Below are 13,441 nucleotides of genomic sequence, written 5' to 3'. Positions count from 1 at the left end.
TTTAGCGGAGGTGTTTTTTGCGGCGAACGCGAGTATTCTTATCCTGCGAATCATATAAATCTAAGTAGCTAATGCCAAATATTAGACCGTAGGGTGGTAACATTGCGTACTCCGGACATTAAGCCTTATCTGGTTACCCGAGGATTGATCCCTGAAAATCAGGAGCACCCGATCCATTTTATTTCTTCGGCCATTACCCCGGAATATTACTTCTTTAGAAGAAATCATTTTTCCTATCCAGTCTTATCCGAGCAGTCGTTTTTGCTTTCTATAGGCGGAGAAGTTCAGAGGCCGCTGACGTTCCATTATCAGGACTTGCTCCGTATGCCGTCCAAAGAGTTCGCGGTTGTATTAGAGTGCTCCGGAAACAACAGGGCGCATTTCCGGCCGAAAGTTTTTGGTGAACAGTGGGAAGGCGGAGCCGTCAGCCAGGGCGTATGGAGAGGAGTCGCTTTGAGAGATCTGTTGAAGTTCACCGGATTGAATGCGGCTGCCAAGGAAATCGTGTTTGAGGGACACGATAGCGGAAAGCGCACCGATATTGAAGGCGAGTTTGTTTTTGCAAGAAGTCTGACTTTGGACAAAGCGCTGCATCCGGATACGATAATTGCATATGCGCTAAACGGGAGGCCGATCCCATACAAGCAAGGTTATCCGCTGCGTTTAGTTGTTCCCCAATGGTATGCGATGGCCTCCGTCAAATGGCTTAGACGCATTACTGTCATCGATACCCATTTCAACGGACCGTTCCAAGAGATCGATTATGTATATTATCCGGAAAAAGATAGCGATGAAGGGAAAACGCCCGTTACGACGATTCATGTCAATTCCATCATCCAGCAACCGCTGAACCGGAATGTATTGGATACGGGGATGCATCAATTGTATGGAATGGCTTGGTCGGGAACAGGATTCATCACAACTGTTGAAATTTCCGTCGACGGCGGGGAGAACTGGAACCGGGCCGCTATTCAACCTGTGCCGGGAAATCCATACGGCTGGACATTCTGGAATTATACATGGGTCGTTACACAAAAAGGGGAGTATACGATTATGTCGAGAGCCGCGGATTCGTCCGGTTCCATTCAACCGGAAACAGCGAGATGGAACCGAAAGGGATACGGTTACAACGCTTATTCCACTGCACACGTTAAAGTGGAGTAGGGTTAGACGTTGGGAACGAACAGCCTACAAAAAGCCAATCGCGGTATGATTGGCTTTTTTTCATGTACCCAATCAAAAAAACATTTTCCAAACTTATACAATTTTCTAGACAAGTAACCATATTGGGCATGGGTTCATACACATGTCGAAGGGAGATTTTCGACGGTCGGAATCGTAAATGGGTTTTGAGCCGTAGACAATTGATTATCTTCGTTACTTTTACTTCTTACAAAATAAGCGGAGGTTGTAAAAATGAATGAATTTAAACAAGAGCTTCAAACGTTGAGTGTCGACAATTTTGTCGGTGGCAATGTGACTCCCAGGGAATATCCGGGCACGTACGGTAATGGTTTGGGTCAACAATACGTTGGTGGCCATTGCCATGCGCATTGTCACGCTGCACATTGCCATGAGCATTGTCACGCTGCGCATTGCCATCAGCATTGTCACGCCGCGCATTGTCATGCGGCGCACTGCCACGCGCATTGTCATGCCGCACAGTGCCACGCGCATTGTCATGCCACACATTGCCATGCGCATTGTCATGCGGCGCACTGCCACGCGCATTGTCATGCCGCACATTGCCACGCGCATTGTCATGCCACACATTGCCATGCGCATTGTCATGCGGCGCACTGCCACGCGCATTGTCATGCAGCGCCGCATTGCCACGCGCATTGTCATGCAGCGCCGCATTGCCACGCGCATTGTCATGCCGCACACTGCCACGCGCAGTAAAGAGATGGAGATTGAAAATAAAGTAATAGTCCAAACTCCGCCGGTAATAAGTTTTATCGGCGGAGTTTCACATTTAAATCGATGCCGTACCCATACATAGGGTAATAAAGCAATGTCAGGAGGAACGGAATGACAATGTTAAACTCTTCTATGCGTCTGAAAGTGAAAGCGGACACTTTCTATATTCCTGATCCGAATGGCGGCGTGTACTTCAGGAATAATTTATGTTCGTTCCGAGTAACAGGTAAAACGATTGACCGGTGGATTGAGAAACTGTTGCCGATGTTAAACGGAGAGCATACGTTGGAAGATTTGACGGACGGATTGCCGGATCAATACCGGAAACAGGTGTATAATATCGCTGAAATGTTATACCGAAACGGATTCGTTCGCGATGTAAGGCTGGATCGTGCCCATCAATTGCCCGCTCAAGTGCTCAAGAAATACGCGTCTCAAATTGAATTTTTGGACAATGTAAGCGACTCCGGCGCATACCGGTTTCAATCCTATCGTCAGAATAAAGTACTAGCGGTCGGGTGCGGCCCGTTTTTTGTTTCATTGGTTTTTGCATTGTTACAATCCGGGTTACCGAGGTTTCATATGCTTCTTACGGACTCGATGCCCACGAATCGGCGCAGATTGGCGGAATTGGAGGAGCATGCCCGCAATACGGACCCTGAGGTGGCGGTAGAAGAGATCATTTTGCAGAAGGAAGGGGTTGATTTTTGGCGGGAGGCGGTTCAATCGTTCGATTCGGTTTTGTTTGTGTCGCAGGAGGGCGATATCAAGGAATTACAGGATATTCATGCAGCATGCAGGGACGACAAGAAAATATTTATCCCCTCCGTGATTGTGCAGCAGGCGGGATTAGCGGGTCCGCTGGTGCATCTGGATATTGAGGGATGTTGGGAATCGGCATGGCGGCGCATACACCGATCCGCGCTTTGCAAAGATCCGGAATTGCACGACTTCTCTTCGACGGCAGGATCAATATTGGCAAATGTGATCGTGTTTGAATTGTTGAAAAAAGTTACAGGTGTGACAGACTCGGAACGGAATAATAAGTTTTTCTTATTGGATCTGGAGACATTGGAAGGAAGTTGGCATTCGTTTACGCCTCATCCCCTGGTTACAGGAAATAAAGCGGCCGAACGGATACAAGATCTTGATTTGCTGCTCGAACGAGATTCAGGCAGGAGTAAGTCTAGCATATTGCTGCATAACTTCAGTTTATTGACATCGCCGCATTCCGGGATTTTCTATAGTTGGGAGGAGGGAGAATTGAGCCAGCTTCCGCTCCCCCAGTGTCGCGTTCAAGCAGCCGATCCTCTGTCGGCAGGACCGGTTGAACTTTTGCCGGATATTATCTGCACAGGTTTGACACATGAGGAAGCGCGACGGAACTCGGCTTTGGAAGGAATTGAAGCGTACGTGTCACGAATGGCCGGCCAGCTTTTTACGTCGATTTCGGTACGACAGGAAGCAGTGGGCGGTATGATCGAAAGCCATGACTTTGTCGGTGTCGGAGCGGGAGAAACGGTTGCTGAAGGCATATGCCGCGGATTGGAAAAATGCTTGAATAAGGAGTTCGACAAGCAACTATCGAATCGGAAGTCTCCTGTTTTTCGAATGCAGTTACATTCGGTAGAAGATGAACGCTGTCGATATTATTTGCAGGCGCTAACCACCATGCAAGGGGTACCGATTTTGGGTTTCGGAGAGGAAGTACCCGGCTTCCCTACAGTGTGGGTCGGTACGGGAGGGTCCTGGTATGGGAGTGCGGGATTGAACGTCACTAACGCGTTGCGGAAGGCGCTGCAACAGGCGCTTTCGAAGGCTCAAAACAAAGCGTCAGGCCTCGAGACGGAAGCGATAGTGGTTTCGTCGGTTCATCTGGAAGAAAAAGAGCCGCGAATTGTTAAGATCCCGGCATGTGAAGAGACGGACCAAACGGAGGTCTTGCAGTCCGCTTTGCAGATTTTGAAGCGGAACCGCAGACAGCTGATGGTGTTCGACTTGGCGTTGGAACCTCTTTTGAAAGAGGTGCTGCCAGGCGTATTTGGGGTGCTGCTGCGGGAGGAGGAATCCTGATGAGCGCTGTTGTCGCGGTCGTCGGAGAAGGATTATTGCCGGACTTCGTCTGCGAACAATTGTCGGCGCAGTACGAGGTCATCCGACAGACCGATTTCAAGGCAATCGTTCCGGAAATTGCGGATTTAGTTCTGGTGCTCCACGATACCTGGCATCCCTTCGTACATCGCGAGGCGGAGGAGGTGCTGCAATCGGCCGGCATCCCATGGCTTCGCGGCTTCGTTACATTTAGCGAAGGCGTGATCGGGCCGCTGGTACGTGAAGGTGCGCCGGGATGCTCCCAATGTGCCGACATGCGGCGCCTAATAGCGGGATTGGACCGAATGGAGATGCGCGATCTGCAGCGGGGGCTTGCTGCCCGAGAAGCAATCAAACGTGACGCCTGGGCATCGCGCACGGGCCTTTGGCACATGGCTCACCTGATTGTGGCGGAGACGCATAAGGTGCTGCAAGACAGGCAGGTCCTCTTGGAAGGACGGATATTTTTGATCGACCTGAATACGTTGCACAGCTCGCGCCACTATTTTCTGCCCGACCCGCTATGCCCGGTTTGCGGTGAGTTACCTGATGATTCGCCGGAAGAAGCTCAAATTTCGCTGCAGCCAAATCCGAAGACGAATGTTGAGAGTTACCGCTGCCGTCCGATCGATGACATGCAGGAAGTTTTGGTCAAAGATTATGTGGACCATCGGACCGGCATAATAAACCGGAAAATGCCCGATCTCATGTCCACGTTTGCCGATGCGAGCGTGAATGTGCCGTTATGGAATGAGGATGTGGCAACCGGCGGCCGCACTCACTCGTATGCAAAAAGCGAGTTAACGGCGATCTTGGAGGGCTTGGAGCGGTACTGCGGTCTGGCTCCCCGCGGCAACCGTGCGGCGATCCGGGACAGCTTCCGCAATTTGTCTCATCAAGCGCTCAATCCCGCCAAGGTAGGATTGCACTCCAAGGAACAGTATGAGCTGCCTAATTATCCGTTTAAACCGTTTGATCCCGACCGTTCAATGAACTGGGTATGGGGTTATTCGATGCTGCTAGAGAGTCCCATCCTGGTTCCGCAGTCGCTAGTCTATTACAACTCCGATTCCCGGGATAGCTTCGTCTATGAAACTTCCAACGGATGCGCGTTAGGCGGAAGTTTAGAGGAGGCTATTTTGTACGGCATCTTAGAAGTGGCGGAACGCGATTCGTTTCTCTTGACTTGGTACGCGCAATTGCCTGTTCCGCGTGTCGACCCATACTCCGCTGACGATTTGGAATTGAGGTTAATGGTGAATCGTTTGCAGGCGATGACGGGATATAATGTTTATTTATTTAATACGACCATGGAGCATGGGATTCCCAGCGTTTGGGCGGTGGCGAAGAACGGGAAACAAAAAGGAGCGAATCTTATCTGTTCGGCCGGCGCTCATCCGGATCCAGTACGTGCGGTGAAAAGCGCGGTCCACGAATTGGCCGGCACGATGCAGGCGCTTGATACGAGATTTGAGGTGAACCGCGGGAAGGTTGAGCAAATGCTGGACGATCCTTTCCTGGTGCAGCAAATGGGAGACCATTCCATGCTGTGCGGTTTGCCGCAAGCGGAGGAGCGTTTGCAATTTTTACTGGATGAAAATCGCCCATTACGAGCGTTCGACGAGGAGTTCGAACGGAAGGCGAAGCATAAGGATTTGACCGATGACCTGAAAGACATACTCCAGTCGTTTCGCCGGTTCAACCTCGATGTGATCGTGGTGAACCAGACAAGACAGGAAATTGCACGCAATGGACTGCATTGCGTGAAAGTGCTGATTCCGGGAATGCTGCCGATGACGTTCGGACATCGGTTTACCCGCCTTGCAGGGCTGGAAAGGGTGTTGAGGGTGCCGGCGGAACTCGGGTATGCGGAACAATCTCTGACGATGGAACAGCTCAATCCGTATCCGCATCCGTTTCCGTAAGCTAGGCATACTTTCTAACAAGGAGGGAGATGGATGAATCCGGAATATTTTCTGCACAATTTGCATTTCGACATCGAGAAGATCAGACCGGCCGACTGGATTGCGGATTGGGAAGACGCTCCGCTTCCATACAAACTCTACCGCGGCTTGACTATATTTCCGCTCTCATCGGAAGTTCCTCTGACGCTTGAAGAGCGGAGAGCGCCTGCGAAGCCAGGACTTCTTGAAATCGGCCATATGCTCTGGTATGTATTCGGGCTCACGCAATTTCGACAGTCCTTCCATTCCTTCGACTCAATGTTCTCGTCGCGACGGTTTGTTCCCTCCGGAGGAGGATTGTATCCAAACGAATTATACCTGTATTTAAAAATCGACGATTTGCCCCCTGGGGTATACCATTATGATGCGGCACATCACCGCTTGATATTGTTGCGCGAAGGTCATTTCGATGGTTACCTGGCTAAAGCTCTGGGCGATCGCTGCGATGTGTCGGCATGTTTCGGTACGGTTTTTGTGTCCACAATGTTTTGGAAAAACTTCTTTAAATACAATAACTTTGCTTACCGTCTCCAAGGATTGGATACAGGCGTGTTGATCGGGCAATTGTTGGAAGTATCGAAGCGGTTTGGCATTGCATCTGGAGTGTACTTTCAATTTCTTGACCGGGCCGTCAACCATCTGCTCGGGCTATCCGAACGGGAAGAAAGCGTATATGCGGTTGTTCCGCTGTCGGCGGATCACGAAATCGCTTGGTTTGCCGGCGGGAATACAGGAGAGGGGACTGTGTCCGCCGCCGAATTGTGCCGGGAGCTGCCGGCGGTTCGGCATCGTCATTATGTCCGGTCTCAGAAGATTGCGGAGTATCCTATGTTGATTAAGCTGAATGAGGTGTCACTGCTGGAATCTATTCAACCGTATCGCCAGCCGGATCGAGAGATGATCGATAACTCTGAAGAGCTGACGGTGGCGCTTCCTTATGCGAACCGGTTATCGTATGATTTGGCATCGGTCTGCCGAAAGCGGTTTTCACCCGGAATGGACTTCGTGTTCGGCAAGATAAGTGAACTGCAAGCGGCTGCTTTATTGCGGGAGTCGACGGCTTCATTTCTATATCGTAACGATCTGGATGGAGACAGTGCGAATCCGGTGTCGCGAGTCTCAATATATGGCTGTTACTATGACGTTGAAGGTATTCCGGACGGCGCTTACCGCTATGACGGCAACGCTCATGAATTGCGGTTAAGACGCCCCGGCGATCAGCGGTATCGGCTGCAACAGGGTATGCTTCTTGATAATGTGAATTTGTTGCAAGTTCCGATTTGCTTTCATGTGGAGGGATGCCGGGATCATCTAACAAAGCAACTGGGGTACAGAGGATACCGCATCCAACAGATGGAAGCGGGAATGCTCTTGCAGCGAATACTGCTGGCGTCTGCCGCTATCGGGTTGGGAGGGCACCCGCTTCTCGGATTTAATGTGAGCTTATGCGATGAAATCTACAAGATAGCAGCCCAAGGGAAAACTTCACTTATCCAAATTCCGGTCGGCCCTTATCGTCCTCACCCCAAGTTGGAAGGAAGTTTGCACGGATAGGAAACAGGTAAACGATGCCCGTCCAGTACAACCGTGTAATCGCGGTCCGGCTTCTCTTCTTTCGGATCCTCCACGATAAGCGAGCCGTGCCATTTCTAACTTCTCCATTCAATCGGATTCTCTTTATCTGTTTCATCTCAAGCAATGTTTATATTAGGATAAAATTATGTAGAAAGTATGAATTGGAATGGAAGAAACGGCCGAGTTGTTAAGGTCATTTGGAGTTTGGGGCATCGCGGTAAGCATTATTATAAATATCGTTATCGGAATCGCCGGTGTAATTCCTACCGTGTTTCTTTCGGGAGCTAATGCGGTTGTCTTCGGTTTGGTTCCGGGTTTGCGATTTCTTTGATTGGAGAATGTTTGGCTGCGATCGTCTCATTTTACTTATACCGATGGGGATCCTTTCATTCATCGTTTGCAATGGTACGTATATCCGCTTTTATCTGCGTATAAAGTGATCAACTCACAAATATAGGGATCATCTTCAATGACCAAAACTTTAACTTGCTTGTTCATTCATCGGCCCCCAAATTGGTTTGCTTCCATATTAGCATTATTTTGTGAACGGATATTGAACAAAAGGTGCCGGTAATGTTCATGAACTGCATCCACTGAAGTATCAAACTCATTAAACCACCCCTTGGTTGCCGGCATCCATTTCGGCTGCATCGATTACATCTGGGTCGTTTGTGTTCGTTGCGCTAATCGCATTAAAAGTGCGCGGAAAATCGCCCGTGTTGGAAGAGCCGGAGCCTGAATAAGTTTTTGAAGTGGCTTGCGGTGAAAGTTGTATTGCGTCGCCTAAATGAGCGACTCCACTTGATCCCATGCTTACAATCTTTATATTTCCGATAATTGACGGCATGCTCGTAGCTCCTTTGTTACTGCTTCCACATTATTGTCGCCCGAAACAGTCCCCAAACCGTAATTCGCTTTCTCATTGCGAGTCCCAGCCGAGCTGCGCGTTCGTCCCCACAAAAATTCCCGAAGAGCTTTGAATGACGTTAACGTTGATTTGATCAAATTCGATGTACAAGCTTGCTCCCGCCATGTCCTTACCTCCGATTGTATCCATAAAGTGATTCGTACAGCATTAGCCTATTCTCGCGCCCAATTATGTGTGATCATTAGCCGAACCGTTTTATTTGGCGGAGGGTACTAATGAACCCTTTTGAGTACTTGCGAAAGGAGGCGTCAGGATAAGTCGGGTGTTGCAGGCGGAGGTTTTCTTGCCCCTGTCCGAAAATCGACATCCACTCCGTCGTTATCAATAATGATGGTATTATTGTTTGGGAATTTGTTGTGATTACCGGCCTGAAGCGCTGTCTGATTTTTATTATGGGACGCATAGCCGTTCGCTATATTTACACCGATAAATACACCTGAATTTTTTCCGTTTTTTCAATTCTAATCTCTTGGAATTTGATAGATACGCCCATAGCTGTACGCCCCTGTCTTGTCCGTTTCTATATAATATGCGGCCAAGCGATCTTGGAAAGGGCGGACGTTCAAGCCTCTTTTTCAGCAAAGTTACAGATGACTCTATCGAAACCGACACCTTCTACATAATTTATTGCATCTTCTAATAGATGGAGGGATACGGCTATGGCAGTAAGCCCGCTTTGCCGGCAGTTCGCCACGATTCTTAGAGCCCAGCCTATGGTAATTAACGGGGTTTGCACCGCTTCGTCGGTGAGAAACAACATTCGGCCGGTTATTTTAGGTAAAAGATCAAGATCTTTTCTGACTATTCCGCAAGCATTTTCTTTCGAAAGCATTGGTCCCGACGGAAGGGCTCTGTGTCTTGGAGAAACCGTTATACTGACGGCAGAGATCAATCCGTTTATTTCGCGTCTGCGCAGTCACGGTATTCTGGTGACGGCCCTGCACAACCACTGGCTGTTTACGAATCCGAATCTCTGGTACATTCATTTTGAAAAAAAAGCAAGGCCGTTGAATTTTGCGCGGGATGTACGGGATGCATTGAATGTACTGACTACACGGGTTGTACGGCCGCGAGTTATCAGCAAAAAAAGCGCAAAAAGATAAATGAAAGGGGTTGTCCTATCAAAGTCATCGAAGATGGCTGGAGGACAGCCCCTTTCATTTACATGGGGCACCGGCAAATTAGAAAGAGGCCATCGCCTCAGTAGAAATTATCTACATTTGGGACAGCCCCTATTTGTCTCATGGTACATGCGGAAGTAGTGATGGAGCCTATCGCAAATGTTTAGAAGAAGAACGGAAATCCGAATCCAAATCCGAACGGGAAAGCAAACAACGCCGCGATCAGGGCGAGCGAAATCGCAGCTGCCGCAGCACCTCCGCCAAATCCGAAAAACCCGGATACTTTCGCTTTGTTCTTTAGTTTTGAGCGGATTTGAGCTTTCGCCCGAGCTGCACTGGTCGATACGGTTCCAGAGCCTTGTACGCCTCCACTGAAAAACAGTTGCCCGTCCCGGCAACCGGAGATTGTGCCATATACATGCGTCCCATCGTGTAAAACCGCACAAACTTGCTTTCCGATATATGGACAAATCGCAGCTTCCGTAATTGGGGTTATTAATTGCAAAAGTTCCACCTCCTTAAACATGAGAATGAAGTAATTAACCATGCTTCATCTCAATGTATGACGGGGGGAATCGGTTGGACTGGATGAAACACCAGAATGGTTTATGATCAGGCAGGGGCCCAATCAACGATCGCCTTTTGTTCTTGACGCCCGGTTACTATTCCGCTCGGCATGCAGGGTATCATTCGTAATTGACCGATATATTTACCAGCTCCTGATTTTCCATTTTTGGAGCTTTTATGTGGAGATTTCGTTTCTTAAACTGAGCTCGGCACTTCCTGTGGTTTATTACAGAAGGGAGTATGATGTTCTGGGACCGGTTGTTCGGCAGGCCGCTAATTTTAATTTGATTCGCTCCGGCTCTAATGTTGATGTCGTTCGGCGATACATTTTCCGGCAGAGCCGTCTTGATGATGATATGCTTATCGGTTTCCAATACTTTATAGGAGAGATCTTCTTTCTTATTACCATTTGTCGGTGTAAAAGATTTTTTCAATATCGATTGGACATAGTCCTCCACCCACTTGTTAAAATCCCCGTTCATTCCGGGCATATCAGGCAGCTTGCCGCCGAAAAAATTCTCGAAACTTTTCCAATCGAACCCTGACATCGCGAACCCGCCTCCTTCTCACATTACACGTATGCGCATTCTTCAGGAAAAGTGATTACCGAAAAGAAGTAACTCCTGGGCGTTTATCTGCATAGATTGGTTGTGAACTACGAAATGCAAGGGAGCAGGCCTATGCCAGCCATTGTCGGCAACATAAAGATCGTAAGTGTCGGTTCAGCGGCTATCGTTCAGTTTGGAGACGCGATCCAGCTTTCTCCGCAAAGCACTGCAAAAACGTTCGCAGGGGCAGGATCTTTCAATACTGGTGATTTCCCGCAAACTTATAATGCGATTAGCGCAACGAACACCAACGATCCGGATGTCAATGATTCAGCCCAAACCGATGTCGGGAACCAGGGGGTGATTTAATGGGTTTGACCGTCTACCAAAGTATTTGCATCAACCAATTAAGGGTTGACGGCGTGTCCAATTCATCCGTATTGCAGATCGGAAGCGCGGGCATTATCAGGCCTTTGTCGAATCTATTCAATACCGGCGGATTTACCGGTCCCGCGCCCGAAGCGGTGCAATTTCAGCCGCCGCAGGCGCCTCTGGTGCCTCTGCCTGCAATTACCTAGCGCAAATAAAAACATGAAACATGCCCCCGGCCTAATAAAAATACATATAACCCGATCTTTACGGGAGGGAGAAATATGTATTTCGGTCCGGGCGTACATCAGTTTCTTTCTCAAATGTACGAAGTGATGATGAGGCAGGAAGAAAGAATCAAGACGCTTGAAAATATGCTGCAGGATATTGTTCAACAAATGAATGAGCTTCAATCTCAGAAAAAGTTCGTCGTAGAAAAAATAGATTATCATTTCGAACAATTGAAAGTGGAAAGACTTGAAGGAACGCTGAATATCGGACTGACGGCGGATGCCGGGCAGTCTCTGGAACAGCTTGCGGTTAACGGTCAAGCGGTAAGCATGGGGCAAAACACAAACCAAACGGCGGCAATGTACACAGAAATACAGGATGAAATCAACAGATTTTTGGATGAACAGACCGATGGGATCATCAATGAGTTTGAGCAGGAGAACCAGTGCTTTGTAGGAAAAGAATTGCGGGAATTCATCATAAGGGATGTAAAAAATCAAACCGGATCCAGAATTCAATTCTATGTGGGGCAGCACCTGAACGGCGATTCGGAGGAAGCCATAGAGCGCTGTAAAAATATTGTCATCGAAAAGCTGAAAAGCGATACGACGACAGCGATTAAACAGTTTATCGGAAATATGTCAAAATCGGAAGGAGACAAACAATGAATTTTACAGTTGTCAATAAAGAAATATCGGTCGGGGAAGTAAAGATCGTAGGCGGTGTCTCCACATCTTCGGTTTTCCTCATTGGTGACACGGAGACGATTAATTTATCTTCCGTCTTCGACACCCCTCCTGAATCGTTAATCATTGGACCGCTCGTCCCGCTGGCACCGGAGTGACGGCATGGGTCGGGTTTCTTTAGTAGCAAATACGAAGGTGCTCGCCGTCTCGACCGGCTCCATATTCTCGGTCGGCGATGCAGTTCATTTGAAACCGAAGGCAAGAGCGTTGGCGGTGCAGCGGGAAGTGCCGGTATTTTTAGGGGATGAGGGGAATTTTGAGAAATTTAAAATATTTACTCAAAAGATTCCTCAACCGGAGGCAGCGGAAACAATAAATATGCAGGTCCATAATATCAGTCCGTGGATCAAAGTCGGCAATGTGAAAATACACTCGGTTGCAGCTTCATCCATCTTTCAAATCGGGTCGAACAAGACGATCGACTCGGAAGCGAGAGTAAAGCATATCCGTCAATTGTTAAGAGGAAGACGGCCAGTATAATAAGAGGAGTTGCGAGAATGTATAATATGTACGCGCAAAATCAGCATTACATGATGCAGGCCCCGGTTCACCCGGCGGTTCCGAACCGGCAGGAGGCCATAGCGGCGATTACGCCTTGGGTGCAGTACGGGATTCGCGAAGCGCAATTCACCGGATTTCCGCACGCGATGCTGGAGGTCGGACTCATTGCGTTTCTCATGGGAAGAGGAATCCATCCTCACGTAGCCCATCAAATTGTGGAGTCATGGGAGGTCAACGAGTCATTCAATAAATATTGAAATATATGAGAGCCGCAGGCGGAGTTTCGACTCTGCCTGCGGCTTTTTTATACGAAAAAGAAAGTTAAAGTTTCCTAAAGTATAAAATAAACGGGAACTTTGAAGGGAGGCCGTCGTTTCGAACACTCTTGCGGGCACTATCCCCGCGGTTCAGATAAATCAGTTGTTTGGGATTTGGCTGTGATCATTGTTTCGAGCTCCTTGCGGGCACTATCCCCGCGGTTCAGATAAATCGGTTGTTTGGGATTTGGCTGTGATCATTGTTTCGAGCTCCTTGCGCGAACTATCCCCGCGGTTCAGAAAAATTGGTGGTTTGGGATTTGGCTGTGATCATTGTTTCGAGCTCCTTGCAGGCACTATCCCTTGCTGCGTGCGCAAAGATAGAGCGGACATTGTCGAAGCGGTCGTTTCGGTGCCGGCTCGTTCAGAAAATAGCAATGGCTTTAAGAAATGGCAAAGGCCGCGACTGAAAACGAAGGAAGCACGAAAAAAGCCAAGATCTAGGTTCTCTGAGCATGAGAGGACATACAGATCGCGCATAGAGCGTCCATGACCGGCTCCTTGCGATATGACTGATTGAGGCGAAAGCAAAACTCGTCCCAATACGCTTGCAAATAAGTGAC

At 48.7% G+C, this 13,441-nt stretch carries 15 protein-coding genes; 12 read left to right on the top strand and 3 right to left on the bottom strand.

The window, feature by feature from the left end; genetic code table 11:
* Positions 1 to 93: 93 nt before the first annotated feature.
* The 5 genes from JET16_RS26245 to JET16_RS26225 all read left to right on the top strand — a co-directional run bounded on the left by JET16_RS26245 (position 94) and on the right by JET16_RS26225 (position 7,529).
* Positions 94 to 1,164, top strand: a complete 1,071-nt coding sequence (locus JET16_RS26245; protein ID WP_325176780.1) for a sulfite oxidase — start codon at positions 94 to 96, stop codon at positions 1,162 to 1,164.
* A 382-nt stretch (positions 1,165 to 1,546) separates the two neighbouring features.
* Positions 1,547 to 2,002 carry a hypothetical protein gene (locus JET16_RS26240; RefSeq protein ID WP_199622519.1) on the top strand — a complete coding sequence of 152 codons (456 nt, stop codon included), beginning with the start codon at positions 1,547 to 1,549 and terminating at the stop codon, positions 2,000 to 2,002.
* Between the two features lie 29 nt (positions 2,003 to 2,031).
* Positions 2,032 to 3,993 (top strand): putative thiazole-containing bacteriocin maturation protein, encoded by a 1,962-nt coding sequence (locus JET16_RS26235; protein WP_199622516.1) that lies wholly within the window; start codon positions 2,032 to 2,034, stop codon positions 3,991 to 3,993.
* Positions 3,993 to 5,936 carry a TOMM precursor leader peptide-binding protein gene (locus JET16_RS26230; protein WP_199622513.1) on the top strand — a complete coding sequence of 648 codons (1,944 nt, stop codon included), beginning with the start codon at positions 3,993 to 3,995 and terminating at the stop codon, positions 5,934 to 5,936. The genes JET16_RS26235 and JET16_RS26230 overlap by 1 nt, the downstream gene beginning before the upstream one ends.
* A gap of 33 nt (positions 5,937 to 5,969) precedes the next feature.
* A complete protein-coding gene (locus tag JET16_RS26225) occupies positions 5,970 to 7,529 on the top strand; it encodes a SagB family peptide dehydrogenase (protein ID WP_199622504.1) in 1,560 nt (519 codons plus the stop codon).
* Between the two features lie 631 nt (positions 7,530 to 8,160).
* Here the strand turns inward: JET16_RS26225 and JET16_RS26220 are convergent.
* Entirely contained in the window at positions 8,161 to 8,397 is a 237-nt protein-coding gene (locus JET16_RS26220) for a spore germination protein (RefSeq protein ID WP_199622488.1), read from the bottom strand.
* A 740-nt stretch (positions 8,398 to 9,137) separates the two neighbouring features.
* On the opposite strand from JET16_RS26220, the gene JET16_RS26215 reads away from it, so the two are divergent.
* A complete protein-coding gene (locus JET16_RS26215; protein WP_199622485.1) occupies positions 9,138 to 9,581 on the top strand; it encodes a DUF1259 domain-containing protein in 444 nt (147 codons plus the stop codon).
* A gap of 181 nt (positions 9,582 to 9,762) precedes the next feature.
* Here JET16_RS26215 and JET16_RS26210 read toward each other — a convergent pair whose 3' ends face one another.
* Together JET16_RS26210 and JET16_RS26205 are read right to left on the bottom strand one after the other, a co-directional pair.
* The gene (locus tag JET16_RS26210; RefSeq protein ID WP_199622482.1) at positions 9,763 to 10,104 is read right to left on the bottom strand and encodes a hypothetical protein; all 342 of its coding nucleotides are present in this window, start codon (positions 10,102 to 10,104) and stop codon (positions 9,763 to 9,765) included.
* A gap of 181 nt (positions 10,105 to 10,285) precedes the next feature.
* Positions 10,286 to 10,714, bottom strand: a complete 429-nt coding sequence (locus tag JET16_RS26205) for an Hsp20/alpha crystallin family protein (protein WP_199622479.1) — start codon at positions 10,712 to 10,714, stop codon at positions 10,286 to 10,288.
* 132 nt (positions 10,715 to 10,846) lie between these two features.
* On the opposite strand from JET16_RS26205, the gene JET16_RS26200 reads away from it, so the two are divergent.
* The 6 genes from JET16_RS26200 to JET16_RS26175 all read left to right on the top strand — a co-directional run bounded on the left by JET16_RS26200 (position 10,847) and on the right by JET16_RS26175 (position 12,818).
* Positions 10,847 to 11,083, top strand: coding sequence for a spore germination protein (locus JET16_RS26200; protein ID WP_199622476.1), 237 nt, complete (start codon positions 10,847 to 10,849; stop codon positions 11,081 to 11,083).
* Positions 11,083 to 11,292: a spore germination protein GerPB gene (locus JET16_RS26195; protein WP_199622473.1), complete on the top strand. Its 210-nt coding sequence runs from the start codon at positions 11,083 to 11,085 to the stop codon at positions 11,290 to 11,292. The genes JET16_RS26200 and JET16_RS26195 overlap by 1 nt, the downstream gene beginning before the upstream one ends.
* Before the next feature lie 75 nt (positions 11,293 to 11,367).
* Entirely contained in the window at positions 11,368 to 11,982 is a 615-nt protein-coding gene (gerPC, locus tag JET16_RS26190) for a spore germination protein GerPC (protein WP_199622470.1), read from the top strand.
* Positions 11,979 to 12,158 (top strand): spore gernimation protein GerPD, encoded by a 180-nt coding sequence (locus JET16_RS26185; protein WP_199622467.1) that lies wholly within the window; start codon positions 11,979 to 11,981, stop codon positions 12,156 to 12,158. The genes gerPC and JET16_RS26185 overlap by 4 nt, the downstream gene beginning before the upstream one ends.
* A 4-nt stretch (positions 12,159 to 12,162) precedes the next feature.
* A complete protein-coding gene (locus JET16_RS26180) occupies positions 12,163 to 12,540 on the top strand; it encodes a spore germination protein GerPE (RefSeq protein WP_199622463.1) in 378 nt (125 codons plus the stop codon).
* A gap of 17 nt (positions 12,541 to 12,557) precedes the next feature.
* On the top strand, positions 12,558 to 12,818 hold the full coding sequence (locus JET16_RS26175) for a hypothetical protein (RefSeq protein ID WP_233532296.1): 261 nt from the start codon (positions 12,558 to 12,560) through the stop codon (positions 12,816 to 12,818).
* Positions 12,819 to 13,441 lie beyond the last annotated feature (623 nt).

It is taken from the genome of Paenibacillus alkalitolerans (assembly GCF_016482785.1).
In the GTDB taxonomy this organism is placed as follows: domain Bacteria; phylum Bacillota; class Bacilli; order Paenibacillales; family YIM-B00363; genus Paenibacillus_AE; species Paenibacillus_AE alkalitolerans.
Note: the sequence above shows the minus strand (reverse complement) of the source record. Positions and strands in the feature narration are given on the sequence as shown.